The organism is Actinomadura sp. 9N407 (assembly GCF_044326315.1).
GTDB lineage: Bacteria > Actinomycetota > Actinomycetes > Streptosporangiales > Streptosporangiaceae > Spirillospora.
The window spans coordinates 150,763-170,717 of record NZ_JBIRAW010000021.1 but is presented as its reverse complement, the minus strand read 5'-3'; the positions used below and the strand labels follow the sequence as shown (position 1 = coordinate 170,717).

Annotated in this window: 22 protein-coding genes; 13 read left to right on the top strand and 9 right to left on the bottom strand. The window is 69.5% G+C overall.

Going from position 1 to position 19,955, the window contains the following annotated elements; all coding sequences use genetic code 11:
- Positions 1-33: 33 nt before the first annotated feature.
- Genes ACH34Q_RS29565 through ACH34Q_RS29555 form a run of 3 tightly spaced genes read right to left on the bottom strand, consistent with a single transcriptional unit; the run spans position 34 to position 4,505 of the window.
- Positions 34-1,326 (bottom strand): alpha/beta hydrolase family protein, encoded by a 1,293-nt coding sequence (locus ACH34Q_RS29565; protein ID WP_395986360.1) that lies wholly within the window; start codon positions 1,324-1,326, stop codon positions 34-36.
- Complete coding sequence (locus tag ACH34Q_RS29560; RefSeq protein WP_395986359.1) at positions 1,283-3,046, bottom strand: AMP-binding protein; 1,764 nt, start codon at positions 3,044-3,046, stop codon at positions 1,283-1,285. Before ACH34Q_RS29560 ends, ACH34Q_RS29565 begins: the two co-directional genes overlap by 44 nt.
- Positions 3,033-4,505, bottom strand: a complete 1,473-nt coding sequence (locus ACH34Q_RS29555; protein ID WP_395986358.1) for a PucR family transcriptional regulator — start codon at positions 4,503-4,505, stop codon at positions 3,033-3,035. The genes ACH34Q_RS29560 and ACH34Q_RS29555 overlap by 14 nt, the downstream gene beginning before the upstream one ends.
- 266 nt (positions 4,506-4,771) lie before the next feature.
- On the opposite strand from ACH34Q_RS29555, the gene ACH34Q_RS29550 reads away from it, so the two are divergent.
- Genes ACH34Q_RS29550 through ACH34Q_RS29530 form a run of 5 tightly spaced genes read left to right on the top strand, consistent with a single transcriptional unit; the run spans position 4,772 to position 9,571 of the window.
- Entirely contained in the window at positions 4,772-5,530 is a 759-nt protein-coding gene (locus ACH34Q_RS29550; protein WP_395986357.1) for an ABC transporter ATP-binding protein, read from the top strand.
- Positions 5,527-6,306: an ABC transporter ATP-binding protein gene (locus ACH34Q_RS29545; RefSeq protein ID WP_395986356.1), complete on the top strand. Its 780-nt coding sequence runs from the start codon at positions 5,527-5,529 to the stop codon at positions 6,304-6,306. Before ACH34Q_RS29550 ends, ACH34Q_RS29545 begins: the two co-directional genes overlap by 4 nt.
- A gap of 1 nt (position 6,307) precedes the next feature.
- Positions 6,308-7,189: a branched-chain amino acid ABC transporter permease gene (locus tag ACH34Q_RS29540; protein WP_395986355.1), complete on the top strand. Its 882-nt coding sequence runs from the start codon at positions 6,308-6,310 to the stop codon at positions 7,187-7,189.
- Positions 7,190-7,227: 38 nt separating this feature from the next.
- Complete coding sequence (locus ACH34Q_RS29535) at positions 7,228-8,271, top strand: branched-chain amino acid ABC transporter permease (protein ID WP_395986354.1); 1,044 nt, start codon at positions 7,228-7,230, stop codon at positions 8,269-8,271.
- Positions 8,272-8,311: 40 nt separating this feature from the next.
- On the top strand, positions 8,312-9,571 hold the full coding sequence (locus ACH34Q_RS29530) for an ABC transporter substrate-binding protein (RefSeq protein WP_395986353.1): 1,260 nt from the start codon (positions 8,312-8,314) through the stop codon (positions 9,569-9,571).
- Positions 9,572-9,591: 20 nt separating this feature from the next.
- Here the strand turns inward: ACH34Q_RS29530 and ACH34Q_RS29525 are convergent, their stop codons facing one another.
- A complete protein-coding gene (locus ACH34Q_RS29525; RefSeq protein WP_395986352.1) occupies positions 9,592-10,731 on the bottom strand; it encodes an Lrp/AsnC family transcriptional regulator in 1,140 nt (379 codons plus the stop codon).
- Positions 10,732-10,801: 70 nt separating this feature from the next.
- On the opposite strand from ACH34Q_RS29525, the gene ACH34Q_RS29520 reads away from it, so the two are divergent.
- Together ACH34Q_RS29520 and ACH34Q_RS29515 are read left to right on the top strand one after the other, a co-directional pair.
- Positions 10,802-12,007, top strand: a complete 1,206-nt coding sequence (locus tag ACH34Q_RS29520) for a M20 family metallopeptidase (protein WP_395986351.1) — start codon at positions 10,802-10,804, stop codon at positions 12,005-12,007.
- Positions 12,004-13,428: an MFS transporter gene (locus ACH34Q_RS29515; protein ID WP_395986350.1), complete on the top strand. Its 1,425-nt coding sequence runs from the start codon at positions 12,004-12,006 to the stop codon at positions 13,426-13,428. The genes ACH34Q_RS29520 and ACH34Q_RS29515 overlap by 4 nt, the downstream gene beginning before the upstream one ends.
- A 24-nt stretch (positions 13,429-13,452) precedes the next feature.
- Here ACH34Q_RS29515 and ACH34Q_RS29510 read toward each other — a convergent pair whose 3' ends face one another.
- Together ACH34Q_RS29510 and ACH34Q_RS29505 are read right to left on the bottom strand one after the other, a co-directional pair.
- Positions 13,453-13,650, bottom strand: coding sequence for a hypothetical protein (locus ACH34Q_RS29510; protein ID WP_395986349.1), 198 nt, complete (start codon positions 13,648-13,650; stop codon positions 13,453-13,455).
- 9 nt (positions 13,651-13,659) lie between these two features.
- A complete protein-coding gene (locus ACH34Q_RS29505) occupies positions 13,660-13,839 on the bottom strand; it encodes a hypothetical protein (RefSeq protein WP_395986348.1) in 180 nt (59 codons plus the stop codon).
- Positions 13,840-13,938: 99 nt separating this feature from the next.
- Here ACH34Q_RS29505 and ACH34Q_RS29500 point away from each other — a divergent pair, with 99 nt between their 5' ends.
- The 4 genes from ACH34Q_RS29500 to ACH34Q_RS29485 all read left to right on the top strand — a co-directional run bounded on the left by ACH34Q_RS29500 (position 13,939) and on the right by ACH34Q_RS29485 (position 16,491).
- Positions 13,939-14,391: a MarR family winged helix-turn-helix transcriptional regulator gene (locus ACH34Q_RS29500; RefSeq protein WP_395986347.1), complete on the top strand. Its 453-nt coding sequence runs from the start codon at positions 13,939-13,941 to the stop codon at positions 14,389-14,391.
- A 14-nt stretch (positions 14,392-14,405) separates the two neighbouring features.
- Positions 14,406-15,149: an SAM-dependent methyltransferase gene (locus tag ACH34Q_RS29495; RefSeq protein ID WP_395986346.1), complete on the top strand. Its 744-nt coding sequence runs from the start codon at positions 14,406-14,408 to the stop codon at positions 15,147-15,149.
- 200 nt (positions 15,150-15,349) lie between these two features.
- The gene (locus ACH34Q_RS29490) at positions 15,350-16,129 is read left to right on the top strand and encodes a hypothetical protein (RefSeq protein ID WP_395986345.1); all 780 of its coding nucleotides are present in this window, start codon (positions 15,350-15,352) and stop codon (positions 16,127-16,129) included.
- Positions 16,126-16,491, top strand: a complete 366-nt coding sequence (locus ACH34Q_RS29485; protein WP_395986344.1) for a GntR family transcriptional regulator — start codon at positions 16,126-16,128, stop codon at positions 16,489-16,491. The genes ACH34Q_RS29490 and ACH34Q_RS29485 overlap by 4 nt, the downstream gene beginning before the upstream one ends.
- A gap of 193 nt (positions 16,492-16,684) precedes the next feature.
- Here the strand turns inward: ACH34Q_RS29485 and ACH34Q_RS29480 are convergent, their stop codons facing one another.
- Positions 16,685-16,924 carry a hypothetical protein gene (locus tag ACH34Q_RS29480; protein ID WP_395986343.1) on the bottom strand — a complete coding sequence of 80 codons (240 nt, stop codon included), beginning with the start codon at positions 16,922-16,924 and terminating at the stop codon, positions 16,685-16,687.
- Between the two features lie 149 nt (positions 16,925-17,073).
- Here ACH34Q_RS29480 and ACH34Q_RS29475 point away from each other — a divergent pair, with 149 nt between their 5' ends.
- A complete protein-coding gene (locus tag ACH34Q_RS29475) occupies positions 17,074-17,892 on the top strand; it encodes a DUF5753 domain-containing protein (protein WP_395986342.1) in 819 nt (272 codons plus the stop codon).
- Complete coding sequence (locus ACH34Q_RS29470) at positions 17,889-18,098, top strand: DUF397 domain-containing protein (protein ID WP_395986341.1); 210 nt, start codon at positions 17,889-17,891, stop codon at positions 18,096-18,098. The genes ACH34Q_RS29475 and ACH34Q_RS29470 overlap by 4 nt, the downstream gene beginning before the upstream one ends.
- A 90-nt stretch (positions 18,099-18,188) precedes the next feature.
- Here the strand turns inward: ACH34Q_RS29470 and ACH34Q_RS29465 are convergent, their stop codons facing one another.
- Both ACH34Q_RS29465 and ACH34Q_RS29460 read right to left on the bottom strand, forming a co-directional pair.
- Positions 18,189-19,217, bottom strand: coding sequence for a hypothetical protein (locus ACH34Q_RS29465; protein WP_395986340.1), 1,029 nt, complete (start codon positions 19,215-19,217; stop codon positions 18,189-18,191).
- A gap of 197 nt (positions 19,218-19,414) precedes the next feature.
- A complete protein-coding gene (locus tag ACH34Q_RS29460) occupies positions 19,415-19,810 on the bottom strand; it encodes a RidA family protein (RefSeq protein ID WP_395986364.1) in 396 nt (131 codons plus the stop codon).
- Between the last annotated feature and the right edge of the window lie 145 nt (positions 19,811-19,955).

Sequence of the window (19,955 nt, the reverse complement as noted above, 5' to 3'; positions counted from 1 at the left end):
GGCGAACACGCCACGAGTCAACGGAAGCGGGTGTCAGGGGCAGGCCGGGTAGAGGGCCCTCGTTCCGGTCGAGTACGCGGCGGGGTCGCTGAATCGGCAGCCGTAGGCCGGGTCGGCGACCGTGCTCGGGCGGCTCACGTTGTCGCCCTTGGGACGGGTGCCGTCGCGTTCCCAGCGGACCAGGTCGTCCCAGGCGGCGCCTACCTCGGCGGCACTGAACTCGCAGTGGCCGATGGAACGGATCGCACGCTGCACGAGGTGCTTGGTGCGGCCGTTACGGGCGACGTCCTTCGCGTAGAGCTGCTCCATCGAGAACGGGACGAACATGTCACCGAGGTTGTGCAGCGACAGCACCGGCACGTTCGGACGGCCCGAGATGCTCGGGACTTCCGTCAGGCGCCGGGTGTGACGGGCGCCGGGGTCGGCCGGACGTACGCGCTCGACGGTCCTGTTCACGTTGACCGGCGTGCTCGGGGTGTAGCGCGTACGGAGGTTGGTCGCGACGTTCCCAGGCTCCTGGGCCAGCGTGCCTCCGGTGGGCGGCCCGGCCAGGCTGAACAGGTAGTTCTGCCAGTACGCGAACGCGGCGTCGTCGCCGGGACGCTCGCCACCGCTGCGGTTGACCGCGATGGCGCGGAACTGCTCGCCGAGCGCGTTGGTCGGAGCACCGGACGCCAGCCCGAGAGCCGCCTTGATCTTGGGAACGACGACCGTCTGGTAGTCGGCCGGGGGCGGGTACGCCGGGATGTCCGCGAGGTCCTGGGCGACCAGCGAGAAGTCCAGGAAGAAGTCGAACAGCCCGTGATCGCCGAGGACACCGCACATCGGCAGCGCGGCGTCGTACATCCTCGGATACTCCTCGATCGAACGGGCCGTGACGTGCCCGCCCATCGAGACACCGGTGATGAACGTCTTGCGCGGATGGCCGACCTTGCGGGCGAAATGGTCGGCGAGATCGCGGGTGCTCAGCACGCCGGCTCGCACGTCATAGTCGTTGGCGTAGTAGGAGGACGCGGCCCATGCGTACCCCTGGTTCAGGAGTTTCTGGCGCATGCCGAAGCCGGGCGGCTCGACCGTGAGGACCCGGGTCGCCCCACGGAAGCCGTGCGCGTACATCACCAGCCGGCCGTTCCAGTTCGGCGGCACCTCGATGTCGTACGCGGCGTGCCCGTGGACGCCCTGCAGGACACGGGTCGGCTTCCCGTCCACGAGCGCGGGGGCCAGCGGCGGGTTGTTGATCGTGTAGCCGGGCAGCGGCTGGTCGCCGGGGACCTTCGGGGGCTTAGCCGGTCCGGCGGCCGCCGGGCCCGGACTCCCGACGATCAAGGTCGCGGCGCACAGCGTCCCGAGCACGGTCAGCGCCCGCCGGTTCCGCAGCGGTCGGCCCCGTGCTGGTCGGCCCTGTGCTGGTCGGCCCAGCGCTGGTCGGCCCTGTGCTGGTCGGCCCAGCGCTCTCAGCGTTCTCAGGGACCTGCGGTTCGGTGGTCGTTCGGTCAGATCTCGCGGGTTCGGACTCGGGTGGTGTCGACGGCGCACGGCCGTCACCTCCTATGCGGGGGGTGGTGGCGGCCGTGTGCAGCGGCAGCCCGAGGGCACGCTTGAGAATCTTTCCGGTGGGGCTGGTGGGCATCTCGTCGACGAACCAGACCTGCCGGGGGTACTTGTACGCGGCGACCCGTTCCTTCACCCAGGCCTGGAGCTCGTCGGGACCGGCCGGCGCGCGCAGCGCGACGACCGCCGCGATCTCCTCGCCGACCTCGGGATGCGGGACGCCGAGGACGGCGGCCTGGCGTACGGCGGGATGCTCGTACAGGACCTCCTCGACCTCGCGCGGGTAGACGGTGTAGCCGGCCCGGATGATCACGTCCCGGCGCCGGTCGACCAGGAAGAAGAAGCCGTCGTCGTCGACCCGGCCGAGATCGCCGGTGTGGAACCAGCCGCCGCGCACCGCGTCGGCGGTCGCCTCGGGGTTGTTCCAGTAGCCCTTCATGACGTTGGGGCCGCGCACGATGATCTCGCCGATCTCGCCGCACGGCAGTTCACGCCCGTCGTCGCCGACGACCCGCATCTCCACGTCCCGGATGGGCCGCCCGATCGAGCCCGGCCGGCGGCCCCGCCCGCCCCGGTTGGAGGCCGACAGCGGCGAGGTCTCGCTGAGCCCGTACCCCTCGATGATCGAGCAGCCGACCCGGGTCTCGTACGCGCCGAGCACGTCCAGCGGCAGCGGCGCGCCCCCGCTGACGCAGATCCGCAGCAGCGACAGGTCGGACACGCCGGGCTGGTCGAGCAGTGCGATGAACATCGCCGGGACGCCCTGGAACACCGTCACGCCGTCCCGCCGGATGACCTCCAGCGCCCGTCCCGCCTCGAACCGTTCCAGCAGCGTCAGCCGCCCGCCCGCGTGGATGGTCGCGTTGAGCGCGCAGGTCTGGCCGAACGCGTGGTAGAGCGGTAGCGCGCCGAGGACGACGTCGTCCATCCCCAGCGCGTGCATCCGCGCCACCGTCGCCGCGTTGCCACCGAGGTTGGCGTGAGTCAGCTCGATGCCTTTGGCGAGCCCGGTCGTACCGGCGCTGTAGAGGATGACGGCCGTCTCGTCGCCGGCCGTCTGGACGATGTCGTGCTCGGGCGGCACCCCCCGCAGCAGCCTGCGGAACTCGTCGGGGACCACGAACAGGAAGTCCGCGCGGGAGTCCGCCATGCCCGCCTCGACGGTCTCCGCGTACGCATGCCAGGCGATCACCAGCCGGGCCGCGCTGTCCTCCAGGTACGCGGCGATCTCGCGCCGCTTCAGCAGCGGGTCGAGCGGGACGACCACCGCCCCGATCCGCAGCACCCCGTAGTAGACGACGGCGAACTCGGGCACGTTCGGCAGCATCACCGCGACCCGGTCGCCGGGACGGATCCCGCGCCGGCGCAGCAGCGTCGCCACCCGGGCGCTCATGACCTCCAGCGCCCGATAGCTGAGCCCCTCGCGGTCCAGCGTGAGGACCGTGCGCCCGCCGAGCCTTTCGGCGGCGGCGCGCAGCCGCTCAGCGAGGTTCATGCACCGACGGTACGTCCGTGGTCCCATCCCCCTCATTGGTCGCGGAGACCAGTCTTTGCCGTCCCGTATTGGTGGGCCGTTCCGTATCGGTGGACCTGCCCGTGGCGGACTGGCCCGTGACGGGTGCCGTGCTCGGCCGCGTCCCGTTGACGGGGCGTCCCGAGTAGGTGGCCAGGCCCGGTTCGGCTCCGGCGGGCAGCACGTCCTGGAGCGCGATCGCCACCAGCAGATCCACCAGATCGGTGATGTGCCGGAGGTTGCGGCCGGTCCGCTCCTGGATCCGGCGGAGCCGGTACTGGGCGGTGTTGTGGTGGATCTGGAGCCGTTCGGCCGCCGCCCTCAGGTTGAGGTCGGCGGCGGCGAACGCGCGGATCGTGGCGGTCAGGACCCCGCCGCGCATCCGGTCCTCGGACAGCAGCCCGGTGATCCGCGGATCGACCAGGTGCCGGGCGGTGTCGTCGGCCCGCAGCGCCATGTACTCGAACGGCGAGATCCGCGGCAGTGCCGCAACGCCCCCGTCCTCGGGCAGGAACTCCAGTACGGCCCGCGCCTCCTGGTAGGCGCGCGGGATCTGCGCCGTACCGTCGATGACGGTGCTGATGCCCATCGCCAGCACGATGCCTTCGGCCAGCAGGCTCTCCTGGACCTTCTGGAGCCGGTCGCACAGCTTCTCGGGATCGCCGCCCGGACCCAGCGCGGGGATCGCGACGATCTCCGACTGCCGCACGATCGAGAGCGTCCGGTGCCCGCTGACCCCCGTCCGGGCGATCGCCGCGCACGCCGCGTGCCGCGCGTCCGCTCCGGGCTCGGGCCCGACCAGGATCGCCGTCACCACCACCAGCGGAGCGCGCGCGTCGGTGGCCAGGCCATGGCCATGGGCGGTCGCCAGCTGCGGTCCACGGGTGGGCATCTCCCCGTCCAGCAGGAGTTCCACCAGGTCCCGGCTCTCGCGTACGGCCTCCGCCGCCGCGTACTGCTGGAACTCCATGTACGCGTTGGCCGCGTGCGTACTGGCGAAGTCGCAGTACCGCATCAGCGGAGACGCCAGCGTCAGCGCGGCCTCGTGCCCCCCGTACGAGCGGCCCGCGTGCTCGAGCACCGCCTCCCAGAAGACCTGCTGGCCGACACGGAAGCCGTTGATGTAGTCGGCCAGGGCGAAGCCGGCCTGGGCGCGCCGCATCGAGGCGCGCCGGGTGAAGGCGATGTCCTCGAACGTGACCGTGCGTTCCTCCAGCAGTACGGCGAGCTTGGTGCGGTAATGGCGCGCCACCTGCTCCCGGGCGTCGGCGTGGAAGCCGGCGTCCCGGGCCGCGTACGCGGGGATCTCCGCGCGCATCGTCGTGACAGCCCTGTCCGCCAGTTCGTCGACGCGGTTGAGGAGCTCGGCAAGGATTCGTGAGCGTTCGGTACGGAGCGTGTCCGCACCGGTGAGCATTCCCGTGCTGAAACCACCGGACATGTCCGGATGATCCATGTCCGCGGCGGCAGCGTCAACGGCTCGTGACATGTCCGAGACGCATGCTGTGCTCGACGGACAATTCCCAGGTCGCATCTTGGGTTCCCGCACCCAATGTGCGCGCTGAGGTGCGGATTTTACGCTGACGCCCTACTCCAGAACACCGTTCTGTGGTGGCGACGCGACCGGCTCCCGCCTTGCCCCGCTCACAGCCCCTGTCCACCTGCTCCTGCTGACCCGTTCCACCCACCCCGCGCTCAGGAGGCCGGATGCTGGAGGTTCACGATCTTACCGTTCGCTTTGGCGGCATCACCGCGCTGGGGGGTGTCGGCTTCGGCGTGCAGAGCGGCGAGATGGTGGGACTGATCGGACCCAACGGCGCCGGCAAGACCACCCTGTTCAACTGCCTCACCCGCCGCTACAACGCCGACGAGGGCCGGGTCGAGTACGACGGCCGCGACCTGCTCAAGGCGGCCCCGCACGCGATCGCCGCGCTCGGCATCGCCCGTACGTTCCAGAACCTCGGGCTCTTCCCGCACATGTCCGTACGCGACAACGTCATGGTCGGCGCCCACCACCACGGCCGCGCCGGCTTCGTCAGCGCGAGCCTGCGGCTGCCGGCCGTCCGCCGTGAGGAGGCCCGGCTGCGCGCCGAGGCCGACGAGCTGCTCGAACGGCTGGAGCTGTCCAAGGTCGCCGACCACCCCGCGAGCGGCCTGCCGTTCGGCACCCTGAAACGCGTCGAACTGGCCCGCGCCCTCGCCTCCCGTCCCCGCCTGCTGCTCCTGGACGAGCCCGTCAACGGCCTCAGCTCCAGCGAGGTCGAGGAGTTCTCCGGCTGGCTGCGCGCCATCCGCGACGACCTCGACGTGACCGTGATCGTCGTCGAGCACCACATGGGCTTCGTGATGGGTATCTGCGACCGCGTCGTCTGCCTCGACTTCGGCAAGAAGATCGCCGAAGGCCCGCCCGAAGAGGTCCAACGCGACCCTGCCGTCATCGAGGCGTACCTGGGGACCGCGGCATGACCGAGCGAAGCGAGGAGGCGGAGCTGAGCAAGGAAGCGATCAAGAGCGAAGAGCCGGCGGGGGACTTCCTCGTCGTGGAGGACCTGCATGCCGGGTACGGCGACGTGAAGGTCCTGCACGGGTTGAGCCTGCGGGTCAGGCATGGCGAGATCTGCGCGATCCTCGGCCCGAACGGGGCGGGCAAGACCACGCTGCTGCGGGCGCTGTGCGGGATGATCCGCGGTCGCGGGACCGTACGGCTGGACGGGGCCACGCTGTCGGGGCGCTCGCCGGACGCCGTCGCGCGTCAGGGCGTCGCGCACGTCCCCGAAGGGCGCGGCACGTTCATGCCGCTGACCGTCGAGGAGAACCTGCGGCTCGGCGCGTACGCGCGGCGCGACCGCTCCGCCGTCCAGGCCGATCTGGACCGCGTGTACGGCCACTTTCCCGTACTCAAGGCCCGGCTCAAGCAGGAGGCGGGCAGCCTCAGCGGCGGCGAGCAGCAGATGCTCGCGATCGGGCGCGCGCTGATGTCGCGCCCCCGGCTGCTGCTGCTGGACGAGCCGTCGCTGGGACTGGCGCCGCTGGTCACCCGGGAGCTGTTCGGCATCGTGCAATCGATCAACCAGGAGGAGCGGACCACCGTGGTCGTCGTGGAACAGAACGCCCATCTGGCCCTGGGCATCGCCGGTCAGGCGCACGTGCTGGAGACCGGCCGGATCGTCCTGTCGGGGACGGCCGACGAGATCCGGGCGAACGAACAGGTCGCCCAGTCCTACCTCGGATACCGGATCTAGCATGGCCGACTTCCTGCAGCAGATCGTCGCGGGTCTGGGCTCGGGCGCGATCTACGCCAGCCTCGCCCTCGCCCTCGTGCTCATCTACCAGTTCACTGGAATCGTCAACTTCGCGCAGGGCGAGCTCGCGATGTTCGCGACCTACGTCGCCTGGACGTTCATCGACGGCGGGATGCCGTTCTGGCTGGCCCTGGTGCTCACGCTGGCGGTCTCGTTCCTCGGCGGGATGCTGATCGAACGGGTGATCATCCGTCCGGTCGAGGGCGCCCCCGAGCTGACCATCGTGATCGTCACCGTGGGCCTGTTCATCTTCGTCAACGCGGCGGCGGGCTGGATCTGGTCGTTCCTGATCAAGGACTTCCCGAACCCGTTCCCGACCGGCGCGCTGGAGGCCGGCGGGGTCAGCGTCGGCTACTCCACGCTCGGCGTGCTCGCCGTGGTGGGCGGGGTGATGGGCCTGCTCTACCTGCTGTTCCGACACACCAAGATCGGCCTCGGGATGCGCGCGGTGGCCACCAACCCGGACTCGGCCAAGCTGGTCGGCATCCGGGTGGGCTGGACGCTGGCGCTCGGCTGGGGCCTGGCCGCCCTGGTCGGCGCGGTGTCGGGCGTCATGGTCGCCCCGCTGCTGTTCCTGGAGCCCAACATGATGGGCGGCGTCCTGATCTACGCGTTCGCGGCGGCCACCCTCGGCGGCTTCGACAGCCCGGCGGGCGCGGTGGCCGGCGGCCTGATCGTCGGCGTGGCCGAGACGCTGGCCGGCGCGTACGTCGGCTTCATCGGCTCCGACCTGAAGATCGGCGTTCCGCTGGCCGTCATCCTCGGCGTCCTGCTGCTGCGCCCCCAAGGCCTCTTCGGACGAGCGGCGGTGGAACGCGCATGACAGGTAGCAGTGAATCGACCGACACGACGGGCACGGACATGTCCGAGCCCGAAGCCAAGGAAGCCAAGGAGGCCAAGGACGAGAAGGCTCCCCAGGCCTCCGGGCGGGAGCGGTTGACGGGTCTCCTCGCGGGGCGCGGGCGCTGGATCGGCATCGGGGTGCTGGCGCTGGTGGCGCTGTGGGCGCCGTTCGAGCTGGTCCCGTTCCGGGTCTTCCAGTTCACGATGGTGATGGTCTACGCGGTGGCGCTGCTCGGGCTGAACCTCCTGGTCGGCCATGGCGGGCAGATCTCGCTCGGGCACGGGGCGTTCTTCGCGGTCGGCGCGTACGGGACGGCGATCATGATGGATCGCTGGGACGTGCCGTACCTGGTGACGTTCCCGCTCGCGGCCGCGCTGGCGTTCGCGATCGGGCTGGCGCTCGGGGTACCGACCACACGGCTCCGCGGCCTGTATCTGGCCCTGGTCACGCTCGCCATAGCGATCTTCCTGGTGCCGCTGCTCAAGCGGTTCGAGTCGTTCACCGGCGGGTCGATGGGGCTGACGCTGGAGAAGCCGACCCCGCCCGGCTGGACCGGGCTGGCCGAGGACCAGTGGCTGTACTACCTGGCGCTGGCGGCCACCGTACTGGCGTTCGTCGTCGTCCACTTCCTGCTGCGCTCGCGGGTCGGACGGGCGATGCACGCGGTCCGCGACAACGAGACGGCCGCCGAGGTCATGGGCGTGAAGCCGGCCTCGTACAAGCGGCTCGCGTTCGCCTGGAGCGCGATGTTCGCGGGCGCGGCGGGCTGCCTCTACACGTGGACGATCGGGTTCGTCTCGCCCGACTCGTTCACCGTCAACCTCTCGATCACGCTGCTCGCCGGGATCGTGGTCGGCGGGCTGGGCTCCACCTGGGGACCGGTGCTCGGCGGGCTGTTCGTGATGTTCGTGCCGAGCCTGTCCCAGGACATCAACAAGGCGGCGCCGGGGGTCATCTTCGGGCTGCTGATCATCGTGGTGATGTACGTGGCCCCGACCGGGCTTGCCGGGCTGGCGGGACGCGCTGCGCATTCGTTCAACAAGACCCTCCGGAAGGGGTAAGGGCATGCGCCTATCAGCGAGGCAGGTATCGACACGAGGAATGGCGGCCGGCGCGGCGATCGTGCTGGCGGCCACGGCGGCGGGCTGCGGGGGGCGAGGGGAGGAAGAGGGCGGGACCACCGCCAGCGGCGAGTGCAAGGGCCAGCAGACGACGGGCATCACCGACAAGACACTGAAGCTCGGCGGGATCTACCCGCTGTCGGGCCCGGCCTCCGCGTACGGAGCCATCCCCAAGGGCATCAAGGCGTACTTCGACTACGTCAACGCCGAGCAGAACGGCATCGGCGGCCGCAAGGTGGAGTTCGTCGTCCGGGACGACGGCTACCAGCCGCCGAAGGCCGTCGAGGAGGCGCGCCGGCTGGTCGAGCAGGAGCAGGTCTTCGCGCTCTTCCAGTCCCTCGGCACGCCGTCGACCACGGCGACCTGGGACTACACCAACCAGCGCAAGGTGCCGCAGATCTTCGTGGCCACCGGTGCGTCCAAGTTCGGTTCCGACGCCAAGCACCCGTGGACCATCGGCTGGCAGCCCAACTACATCTCCGAGGCCCGGGTGTACGCCCAGTACCTCAAGGACGAGAAGCCCGAGGCCAAGGTCGCGGTCCTGTTCCAGAACGACGACTTCGGCAAGGACCTGCTCGGCGGCTTCAAGAAGGCGATCGAGGGCACCAAGATCACGATCGCGCAGGAGGAGAGCTACGAGGTCTCCGACCCGAGCGTGGAGCCCCAGATGCGCAACCTGGCGGGCTCCAAGGCCGACGTGTTCCTGAACGTCACCACGCCGAAGTTCGGCTCGCAGGCGCTGGCCGCCGACGCCAAGATCACCGACTGGAACCCGCTGCACATCGTGAACAACGTCGCGGCCTCCGTCACGGTGCTCAAGCCGGTCGGCTTCAAGAACGTGCAGAACGTCGTCTCCTCCACGTACTACAAGGATCCGATCGATCCGCAGTGGAAGGACGACGCGGAGATGAAGCTCTACAACGCGAAGCTGAAGCAGTACGCGCCGGGCGTCGACCCGTCCGTGCCGTACCACGCCTTCGGCTGGGCCGCCGCGAGCAGCTTCCACAAGACCATGCAGGCCGCCAAGTGCCCGACCCGCGAGGGCCTGCGCGACTCCATGCGCAGCCTGAACAACGTCGAGGTCCCGATGCTGCTGCCCGGGGTGACGCTGCAGACGGCCGCCGACGACGGCTTCCCGATCGAGTCGATGCAGATGATGCGTTTCAAGGGCGAGCGCTGGAACCTGTTCGGCGAAGTGATCGACACCCGCAAGGCGTTCGGCCCCCTCACCGGAGGCTGAGCCCTGACGGGCCGTGCTGATCACCGGCTGACCTGCTGGCCCGGCTGCTCGCGCAGCCGGGCCAGCAGGTCCTTCTGGGCCGCCTCGGCGCCGGCGTCCTGCCAGGCCTCGAACGGGACGGCGCGCAGGTGCCGGCCGTCGGGGTCGAGGATGTGGCCGCCCAGCTTCATCGGCCACAGCGTCACCGCGCGGTCGTTGATCGCCAGTGTCGGGAACCGCCGGCCCAGCTCGGTCTCGAATGCCTGGATGTGCTCGTACGAGCGCAGCCACACGGTGAACAGCAGGTTCGAGGGGCCCGACAGGGACGTGCACAGCCGGATCTCGCGGAGCCCGGCGAGGCGGGCCGCGACCTCGGCGACCTCGGCGGAGGCCACCGCGCCCCAGAAGTTGACCGCGACGGGCCAGCCGGAGGCGAGCCGGGCGACCTCGCACCGGTAGATCAGTGCGCGGTCGGCGTCGAGCCGCTGGAGCTTGCGCCGTACCGTCGTCGGGCTCAGCCCGGTGCGCTCGGCCAGCCGCGCCACCGGCTGCCGGCAGTCGTGGCCCAGCAGCCGGACCAGCTCCACGTCCGACCGCTTGATCGCACCGCGCCCGCGCCCCGGCCGGTCCTGCGCCAGGCGTTCCTGGCCGAGCCGGTCCCGCGAGGGCTCCCCGGTCGGCCCCTCCAGCCGGTCGATCCGCCACCGGCTGCCCTCGGCGTGGATGGCGGTCCCGATCTGGGTACGGGTCGCGACGACCTGCTCCAGCCGTCCCAGCCGGTACGCCACGTACCGGGACAGCGCGCCCTGGCCGGGCAGCAGCGCGGTGAGCAGCAGGTCGCGGTTGCCGGTCACATGCTCCACGTTGATCACGTTCGGGTCGCCGGCGATCTGCGCCGCCGCCTCGTGCGCCATCCCCGGCGCGCAGTCCACCTCGATGAACGCGGGCAGCGTGGTGACGCCCTCGATCATGCCCGGATAGCAGCTGATCCAGGCCAGCCCGGCCTCGGTCAGCCGGGCCCAGCGGCGCGCGGCGGTGGTGGCGTCCACACCGACCGCCCGGCCGATCCGCCGCCAGTCCGCCCGCGGCGCGGTCTGCAACGCGGTGACCAGCTGATAGTCCAGTTCGTCCAGGGCCTCGGGCATGCCGGGCGAGCGGTCCACCCCAGTGGATTCCTGCACGGATGTCCCCTTCGCTGGTGGTTACCGGCACTGCGACCGTCCTGGCGACCGGTGTCCGCACCATACCCGCATGCCCCTTCTCGATGACGCCCGCACGCTGCTGCCCGAGCTGACCGAACTCCGCCATGACCTGCACCGCGAGCCCGAGCTCGGGCTGGAGTTGCCGGCGACCCAGCGGCGGATCCTGGCCGCGCTGGACGGCCTGCCGCTGGAGATCTCCACCGGAAAGGGACTCAGCTCGATCACCGCCGTCCTGCGCGGCGGCAGGCGCGGCCCGGCGGTCCTGCTGCGTGCCGACATGGACGCGCTGCCCGTCCAGGAGGAGAGCGGCGTCCCGTACACCTCGCAGGTCGCCGGCCACATGCACGCCTGCGGCCACGACATGCACGTCGCGGGCCTGGTGGGCGCGGCCAAGCTGCTCGCCGCGCGCCGCGCGGAGCTGCGCGGGGACGTGGTGCTGATGTTCCAGCCCGGCGAGGAGGGCATGGGCGGCGCCAAGATCATGGTGAACGAGGGGGTACTGGCGGCGGCGGGCGAGCCGGTGATCGCCGCGTACGCGCTGCACGTGTTCTCCACCCTGCTGCCGCGCGGCATCGTGGTCAGCCGGCCGGGCCCGATGATGGCCGCCTCCGACGCGGTACGGGTCACCGTCCGCGGTGCCGGCGGCCACGGTTCCTCGCCGCACGCCGCCGTGGATCCCGTACCGGCGCTGTGCGCGATGGTCGGCGAGCTGCAGACCATGGTCACCCGCACCATGGACGCGCACGACCCGGCCATCGTCACCGTCGGGACCATTCATGCAGGTACGGCCGGTAACGTCATCCCTGAGACGGGCTACTTCGAGGCGACCGTACGCACGTTCTCGGAGGAGGCGCATCAGAAGGTCCGGGCGGGCGTCGAGCGCGTGATCCACGGCGTGGCGGCGACGCACGGCGTCTCGGTCGACCTCGACTACCAGGAGCAGTACCCGGTCACCGTCAACGATCCCGGCGAGGCCGCGTTCGCGCTGGAGACGGCCGCCGACCTGTTCGGAGCGGACCGTTCCTTCGAGACCCCCCGCGCCGTGGCGGGCTCGGAGGACTTCGCGTTCGTCCTCCAGGAGGTGCCTGGCGCGTACGTGATGCTCAGTACCTGCCCGCCGGACCTCGACCCCGCCGACGCGGCGATCAACCACTCCCCGCACGCCGTCTACGACGACGGCGCCCTGCCCGACGCGGCCGCCCTGCTGGCCGAACTCGCGATCCGCCGGCTCGCCGCCGAGGAGGACCCCCGATGACCGTCACCACCCCGCCCGGCTCCGGCCCCAAGGCGCCCCCGGTCGCCTCGGTCAGCGCCGTGGTCGGCCTGCTGATCCTGTTCGAGTTCGTCAGCGGCCTGCTGCAGGGCGGGATCGCGCCGATCCTGCCCAGCATCGGCGACCTGCACGACGTCTCCGACTCCGCGCTGACCTGGGTGGTGTCGGTCCAGCTGCTGGCCGCCGCGGTCAGCGTGCCCGCGTTCGGCCGGCTCGGCGACCTGCACGGCCACCGCCGGATGCTGCGGATCGCGCTGATCTCCGTCGCGATCGGCTCGGTGCTGGTCGCGATCGCCCCCACGTTCGAGGTGCTGCTGGCCGGGCGGCTGCTGCAGGGCCCGCTGGCCGCGCTGCTGCCGCTGGAGATCGCGCTGGTCCGCGACCGGCTGCCGGTCGAACTCGCCCGCAAGGCGATCGCCCGGCTGGTCGGCGCGCTGGCGTTCGGCGGGCTGATCGGCGCCCTCGGCCTGGGCATGGCTGAGGAGGCCCTGGGCATCCAGGGCTCGCTGTGGGTGGCCGCCGCGCTGTCGGTGATCTGCGTACCGGTGTGCTTCATCGCCGTGCCCGAGTCGCAGCAGCGCGCCTCCGGCAGGGCCGACTGGCCGGGCATCGCGCTGCTCAGCCTCTCGATGCTGGCGCTGATGGCGGGCGTGTCCGCGGCCGGCAGCCGCGGCTGGCTGAGCGCCATCGCGCTGGTCCCGATCCTCGCCGGAGTGGCGCTGCTGATCGCCTGGACGGTGTACGAGCTGCGTACCCCCGAGCCCCTGGTGGACCTGCGGGCCATGGCCGGACGGCACATCGCCCCGTTCTACGCCACGTCCTTCGTGTTCGGCGTGCTGTTCTTCGGGGCGCAGTCGCCGAACGCCACGTTCCTGGCCACGAAACCGGAGGAGGCCGGATACGGGTTCGGCCTGTCGGCACTGTCCATCGCGCTGATCATGGTGCCGGCCACGATCGCCAGCGTGGTGGGCTCGACCATGACCGCGGTGATCGCCCGCAAACTCGGCGGCTACCGCCGGACGCTGGTCATCTCCTTCGGCATGGCCGCCGTCGCGTTCGTCGGCATGGCGGTCCTGCACGACGAGCTGTGGCAGATGGCCACCCTGATGATCCTGATGGGCCTCGGGATGGGTGCCGCCCTCGGCGCCATGCCCACCGTGATCGTTGAGGCCACCGAGCCGACCCGTACCGGCATCGCGACCGCCCTCTACAACAACATCAAGACCCTGGGCGGTGCCCTGGCGGGCGGCATCTTCGGAACGGTGCTGAGCGCGTTCACGATCTCCAGCAGCGAGACCGTACGCGAGGGCGGCTACGTGACGATCTGGCTGGCCTGCGCCCTGTGCGCGGCCCTGGCCGTCGTCTCCGCCCTCATCGCCCAGCGCAAGGAGACGACCGGCTGATCCGCTTCGGGGCGGCGTCCGGGTTCAGAACTTGATGATCGCGAACAGGACGCCGCCCACGACATGGGCCACAACGGTGATCCACAGCCCCACGAAGAAGATGTACTTGGCCGTCGGGTGATCGAACTGCGACCCCGGCGGGCCGGACTGCGCCGAACGGTCCTGGGCCTGCTGTTCCAACTCCTCCAGGGACGGCAGGAAGGACGGTCGCCTGATGAGCATCGGCACTCCTCAGTGCAGGAAGACGGCGAGCAGGACACCGCCGACGACATGCGCGGCGACGGTCACGACCAGCGACACCTTCAGCAGGGCCTTGGCGGTCGGGTGATCGAACTGGCTGCTCGCGTCCCGGCGGGGCAACTCGGCCTGGCGCTGGGCGATGCGCTCCTCCAGTGGCGGTCTGCGGAACATGCGCTCGTTGCCTCACTCTCGGTTGCCCTGCCAACGATTGGGGCACAAACCATTGCTACGCTAACCTTTATAGCCGACGAGCCATGAAGGGGAGGACCTGTGGCGGGTGATCTGAACGACATCCCGGAGCCGCTCGCGCTGGAGAACCAGGTCTGCTTCGCCCTGGTCGTGGCCTCGCGCAGCGTGCTCGCGCTCTACCGTCCGATCCTGGAGCCGATGGGCCTGACCCATCCGCAGTACCTGGTCATGCTGGCACTCTGGGAACACCGACAGCTGTCGGTCAAAGAGCTCAGCCGTCTGCTCCAGCTCGACCCGGGAACGCTGTCCCCGCTGCTCAAGCGGCTGGAGAACATCGACCTCATCCACCGCCGGCGCGACAGCCGTGACGAGCGCCTCCTGGCCGTCACCCTCACGCCCACCGGCCAGGCCCTCCGTGAGCAGGCCGAGAAGATCCCCGCCACCATCATGGAACGCCTGGGCATGGACCTGGACGAACTCAAGGCCCTGCACAGCACGCTCACCCACGTCATAGCCGCCGCAACCACACCCTGACCCAGGAAGCCGCCATGGACCTTCCCCGCATCTTCACCATCCGCGAGAGCAGCCACCGCATCCATAACCCGCTGACTCCCGGCAAGTTCGCCGCCCTGGGCCAGGCACTTCACCTGGCCCCCGGGACGCGGGTGCTCGACCTGGCCAGCGGCTCGGGCGAGATGCTGTGCACCTGGGCACGTGACCTGGGCTTCACGGGTACGGGCGTGGACATCAGCACGGTCTTCACCGAGCAGGCCCGTACCCGCGCCATCGAGCTCGGCGTCGCCGACCGGGTCGAGTTCGTCCACGGCGACGCCTCCGGTCATGTCGCGGACGAGCCGGTCGATCTCGCCGCCTGCGTCGGCGCCACCTGGATCGGCGACGGCGTCGCCGGAACGGCCGAGCTGCTCGGCCGCAGCCTCCGCCCCGGAGGTCTGATGCTGATCGGCGAGCCCTACTGGCGCCGGACTCCGGACCAGGAGGCCGCGAAGGCCTGCCACGCCACCGGCCCGGCCGACTTCCTGCCGCTGCCCGAGCTGATCGAGCGGTTCGGCGACCTCGGGTACGACGTCGTGGAGATGGTGCTGGCCGACCAGGACAGCTGGGACCGGTACAGCGCGGCACAGTGGCTCAACATGCGCCGCTGGCTCGACCGGAACCCCGACGATGAACTGGTGCCCGAGGTACGGGCCGAGCTCACCACCGAGCCCGCACGCTACACGCGCTACATGCGTGAGTATCTCGGCTGGGGAGTGTTCGCCCTGATGAAGCGCTGATCGTCAGTTCCGCACGAGGGCAGGCGGCACTCCGCCCGCCCCCGCGCAGCTCGCCGGTGGCCGATGTCCACGGGGCAGGGGCGGGCGTGCCGCACGCCGACCGACCTGGCCACTGTGACGGCATCCGGCCCGGGGTTGACATTGTCGCAAGCTATGACTCATCTTATTGATACAAAGCTTGCGACAGTCGGAGGTGTGTCATGCGCCAGGCAGATCACACGGAGACCAAGCGGTGGCTGGCCCGGCACGGCTTGACCGACACCGAGCCGACTCCGCTGCTCGCGGCGCGGCTGGCGGTGCGGCGGAGTGCCAAGTTCGCCGACAGCGTCCTTCTGGCCGCGTTCCTGATCGGCGCGGCACTCACGCACGTGTTGTGGCGGCTCCCGCATGGCGCGTTCTCCTGGCTGCCGCTACTGGTGCTTGTGGCGCTGGTGGTCGGGTTGCTGGTGGCGCAGTGGCTGCTCGGCCGGTGGGTGCGGCGCGCCGACCAGCGGGCCGGCGCGCAACTGTCCCGGCGGGTGGCCCACCCGGTCCAGCTCGGCTGGCGGGCGGTGCTGGGCCGGCCGTATGCCGCGTTCACGGTCGCCACCTTCACCGGCGCATCGCTGCTCGCGGTGAGCGTGCTGCCGCTTCCGGATCCGGGCCTGCGGTACGGAGCGATCGTCGTGCTGATCAGCCTCGCCGGCACAGGAACCGGCATCATCATGCAGCTGCGCCAGGTGCTGGCGAGCCCGGCCGTGGCGCAGGACGAGGCGTCGCTCACGGCCGATGTCATCATGCGGGTCGAGGACGCCCGCGCCCTCGTCACACCCAGCCTGGTGTGGTCGATGCCGGCCATCTTCCTGTACGGCGAATCGCTCGGCTGGTGGAACGTGGTCTCGATGGCGCTCGTGGCGGCGGGTGTCATCGCGCTCTCGCTGATCCACAACCGGACCACGGGTGTCGGGACGACGGCACGGCGCGCCATGGCGGCTCGATGATCGTCATCGACGCGGCCTCGCCGATGCCGCCGTACGAGCAGCTCCGAGCCCAGCTCGCGAGGCAGATCCAGGATCGTTCGCTCGCCGTCGGCACGAGACTGCCGACGATCCGCCGGCTCGCGGCCGACCTCGGCCTCGCCGTGAACACCGTCGGCCGGGCGTACCGGGAACTGGAGGAGGCCGGGCTGATCGAGACCCGCGGGCGGGCCGGCTCGTTCGTCTCGGCCGCCGGCGAGCAGGCCCTAGAGCAGGCCCACCGCGCCGCCCGCGACTACGCGGCGGTCATCACCAGCGTCGGCATCGACCCCACCGAAGCGATCCGGATCGTCGAAGCCGCACTAGGCCACGCTTCGACCCCATGAACCACCCGGTCGCCACTGCCACCACACCCTCGCCCAGAAGAACCGCTCACTGCACGTTCCAGCAATTCCAAACCCTCACACCGCTGATTGCGCATTCATCTCACCCCCGCCGAACGACGGCGCGACCGGTGTACCCGGGGGGACGTCCACCGGCCGCGCAGTCTCTCTTCCGATGACGGCTACGGGGAAACCGTCACCAGGTCCTGTTGAGCCTGACCGCTGCCCTAAGCCGCTCTTGTACGAGCGCCTCACGCAATTGCTCGGGCGTCGGGAACATCAGCGTCGGCGTGATGCCGGCCTCCGGATCGTGCAGGCTGGCCACCCACTCACCGAGCCGGCCATCGGAACGCACCGACCTCCAGATCCGATGCCCGGTGAACTCCGTACGGAGCCGGATCAACTCCTGATCGTCAGACCTCGTTCGCGTGTCCATGCCAGGACCCCTCGCGTCTCGATTACGGAACGTGGGTCCACTGTCACAGGCATCGATCACTCTTCGAAAGCGACCGATCACCAAGTGCAGTGCACCTCAATCAAGATCGACCGAACCCCGCCGGTCAGGTTCGACTTCGGGAGGCCCCCATGCCCGCACGCAATGAGCCCTACGACACCCCCGCCATCGTCACGTTCGCCAACGAACTCGAAGCGTGGCGAACAGAAGCCGCCCTCACCAAGACCGGCCTCTCCGAAGCCCTCGGCTACACCGACTCGTACGTGGGGCAGATCGAGCTCTGCAAGAACCTGCCGTCAGAGAAATTCGCGATCGACCTCGACACGTACTTCAAGACGAACGGCCTCTTCCAGCGCCTCTGGCGACGCATCGACGAGACCCGCCACTTGTCATCACTACCGCCAGGCTTCCCGCAATATCTTGAGTACGAGAAGAAGGCGACCGTGCTACGAGCCTGTGATGCGACCCTGATCAACGGGCTAATCCAGACGGAGGGCTACGCGCGTACCGTGCTCGAAGCCAGTCAGGTGCCCGACATCATCGACAGGTTGGTACAGGAGCGTTTGAAGCGGCAAGAGATCTTTATGGAGAACCCGCCGCGCACCTGGTTCACGATAGACGAAGCGGTCTTGCGACGCATCGTCGGGAGCCGAGAGATAATGCGCGAACAGTTGGCGCATATTCTGGAATTCAGTCAGCGTCCAACCAATCAGGTCAACATCGTTCCGCTCAGTGCGGGCTTTCATGACGGCCTCACGGGCTTCTTCGCCATTCTGGGATTCGAAGACGGCACCAGCGTCGCGTACACCGAGTCCGCTGGGGAAGGTGTTCTCATCAACCAGCGCGCCCGTGTCGCAAGCCATGTCGTACGGTATGACTTGGTGCGAGGCCACGCGCTACATGTCAGGGAGTCACAAGCCCTGATCAGGACCTTGATGGAGGACCTATGACCGCTAATGACGCAGCGCCCAATCGCTGGCGAAAGAGTAGTCGCAGTGACCAGCATGGCGGAGCCTGTGTGGAGGTGGGTGCCCTGAGTCACGTGATCGCCGTACGTGACTCCAAGGACCCTGCCGGCCCCGCGCTCGCCTTCGACACCGCCACTTGGCGCGCGTTCACCCACCGCATCAAGGCGGGCGAGCGCGACCTGGCCTGATCTCGGACGGGGTGGTCAAGGCCGCCTGGTGGCCGGGGTGGCGCGACCCTCCAGCGCCTGGCTCGGACTGCGGGCTCGGCGACCGATGGGTCAGCGGTCGAGGCGGTCGCCCAATGCGATCATCTTCGGCCTCAACCGGTGCAGGTGCTGCAGCATGAGGAACTCCGAGCCCCAGACGGAGTTTCCTCCGGGCGAGAAGAGCGGCTCGCCGTCCGGCGAGCGGCCGATGAACTTCGAGCCCGTCCTGCACCGGATGTCGAGGCGGAGGTCCGCCTCGTCCTCTGCCAAGTCGAGTACGTCGTTGGTGTCGGGGTCGAATGTGAAGCCGTAGGTGTGCAGGACGATTTCATAGTCGTAGTAGCGCAGAAGCCTCGTTTCCGCGGGGATCTCGGTGGAAACGATCGCCGCATAGGCGTCGACGAATCGACGGAGCCCGTGCCGGGTCACCGGGAGGTAGCGCACCGGGAAGCCCGTGAAGGTTGGCCAGAACGACATTTCCGTCGCGAGGGAGACGAACCATCGGTCGTCCGCTTCGTCATGGTGGAAGGACAGTCCGAGCAGGTCATGGCAGCCGTCCTCGCTGAGGAAGTCATCGAATTCGGCGACCAGAACGGCGCCGTCGGGCGGTTCGGGATCGTCGAGGCCGTCGAGCCGTGCCCGCAGCGCATGGAGCGATCCGAGCAGCCGATCGCGATCCTGCTCGGACTCGAAGCGGCAGCCGGGTGAGATCGACACGGTCCCCGGGTTCCCGCGGTAGACCGGCCGTCCGTTCACGTCATGCCCGATCAGGTCCTGCCGGAAATCGACTATCAGATCCACCGCCAGCCATACGGTGCCGGCGTCATTCGCGATCCCCTGGACGAGCACCTCACCACTGACATAGCCGTCATCGAGGAAGCACGCCGAGTCCTCGAACGTGCCCCCTTGGAGCACATTGAGACAGGCGCTGATGAACCGGTGCACCTCCTGTGGCTGAACCGCCGCTCGCCACACCGGCCAGAGATCGACGAACCAGCCCCCGCCGGAAACGTCGCGGTAGAAGCGCAGGGGATAGTCACGCTCGTCGGCCCTGAAAGCGTCGATCTCCATGACAAGAACGGCGGTATCGGGAAGCTCCACCCACCCAGTCAACCAGCACGATCGTGACCGCACTCCATGGCACCGCGCCGGGTGGACAGGGGCTCGCGGTCGTTGCAGGCAGGACTCGTCACCGAAGCGAAGGACGCCGATCGTCGCCATCCTGAGCACTGCAAATTCCCCGCCCACCTACTGCGCGTGCCGCCTCCGGCAGACCTGCCGGAGGCGGCGAGGTCGCATTACGCGACGGCGGTTCCCTCCAGTTCGACCATCAGGACGGGGATCGCCAGCCGTGTCACGCCGAGCATCGTGGTGGACGGTGCCACCCCGGCGGCGCCCAGCCGCGACGCCAGCACGCCGTAGTGCTCGAAGAGCCGATCGACGTCGGTGGTGTAGACGTTGAGCCGGACGAGGTTCGCGAGGGACATGCCGGCCTCGCCGAGCACGGCCTCCATGTTGTCCAGACTCAGCGCCAGTTGCCCTGCCATGTCATCGATATGCTCGGGCTTGCCGTCGCCGTTCATCGCGGTCTGTCCGGCGCAGTACAGGGTCCGGGTGTGTCCGGAGACGAGCTCACCCTGGTTGTATCCCATCTCCGCCGACCACACCCACGGGTTGACCGCCGTTCGCTCCATCGCCACATCAGCTCCATTCGATTCGTAGACGTTTCGATTCATGGCCGTTCGATTCGTAGACGTTTTCGTAGGCGTCACGTACGCCGACCGGCTCGGTAGCCGCCGTCTTCGGTCGTGCTGATGAGCCTCCCAACAAATCACGACA

Bases quoted from the DNA above. Each gene is read 5' to 3' on its own strand.
- ACH34Q_RS29560 (WP_395986359.1), bottom strand. From the start codon at position 3,046: ATGAACCTCGCTGAGCGGCTGCGCGCCGCCGCCGAAAGGCTCGGCGGG.
- ACH34Q_RS29510 (WP_395986349.1), bottom strand. From the start codon at position 13,650: ATGCTCATCAGGCGACCGTCCTTCCTGCCGTCCCTGGAGGAGTTGGAA.
- ACH34Q_RS29555 (WP_395986358.1), bottom strand. From the start codon at position 4,505: ATGTCCGGTGGTTTCAGCACGGGAATGCTCACCGGTGCGGACACGCTC.
- ACH34Q_RS29535 (WP_395986354.1), top strand. From the start codon at position 7,228: ATGTCCGAGCCCGAAGCCAAGGAAGCCAAGGAGGCCAAGGACGAGAAG.
- ACH34Q_RS29505 (WP_395986348.1), bottom strand. From the start codon at position 13,839: ATGTTCCGCAGACCGCCACTGGAGGAGCGCATCGCCCAGCGCCAGGCC.
- ACH34Q_RS29540 (WP_395986355.1), top strand. From the start codon at position 6,308: ATGGCCGACTTCCTGCAGCAGATCGTCGCGGGTCTGGGCTCGGGCGCG.
- ACH34Q_RS29495 (WP_395986346.1), top strand. From the start codon at position 14,406: ATGGACCTTCCCCGCATCTTCACCATCCGCGAGAGCAGCCACCGCATC.
- ACH34Q_RS29485 (WP_395986344.1), top strand. From the start codon at position 16,126: ATGATCGTCATCGACGCGGCCTCGCCGATGCCGCCGTACGAGCAGCTC.
- ACH34Q_RS29490 (WP_395986345.1), top strand. From the start codon at position 15,350: ATGCGCCAGGCAGATCACACGGAGACCAAGCGGTGGCTGGCCCGGCAC.
- ACH34Q_RS29520 (WP_395986351.1), top strand. From the start codon at position 10,802: ATGCCCCTTCTCGATGACGCCCGCACGCTGCTGCCCGAGCTGACCGAA.
- ACH34Q_RS29480 (WP_395986343.1), bottom strand. From the start codon at position 16,924: ATGGACACGCGAACGAGGTCTGACGATCAGGAGTTGATCCGGCTCCGT.
- ACH34Q_RS29475 (WP_395986342.1), top strand. From the start codon at position 17,074: ATGCCCGCACGCAATGAGCCCTACGACACCCCCGCCATCGTCACGTTC.
- ACH34Q_RS29550 (WP_395986357.1), top strand. From the start codon at position 4,772: ATGCTGGAGGTTCACGATCTTACCGTTCGCTTTGGCGGCATCACCGCG.
- ACH34Q_RS29545 (WP_395986356.1), top strand. From the start codon at position 5,527: ATGACCGAGCGAAGCGAGGAGGCGGAGCTGAGCAAGGAAGCGATCAAG.
- ACH34Q_RS29515 (WP_395986350.1), top strand. From the start codon at position 12,004: ATGACCGTCACCACCCCGCCCGGCTCCGGCCCCAAGGCGCCCCCGGTC.
- ACH34Q_RS29530 (WP_395986353.1), top strand. From the start codon at position 8,312: ATGGCGGCCGGCGCGGCGATCGTGCTGGCGGCCACGGCGGCGGGCTGC.
- ACH34Q_RS29470 (WP_395986341.1), top strand. From the start codon at position 17,889: ATGACCGCTAATGACGCAGCGCCCAATCGCTGGCGAAAGAGTAGTCGC.
- ACH34Q_RS29460 (WP_395986364.1), bottom strand. From the start codon at position 19,810: ATGGAGCGAACGGCGGTCAACCCGTGGGTGTGGTCGGCGGAGATGGGA.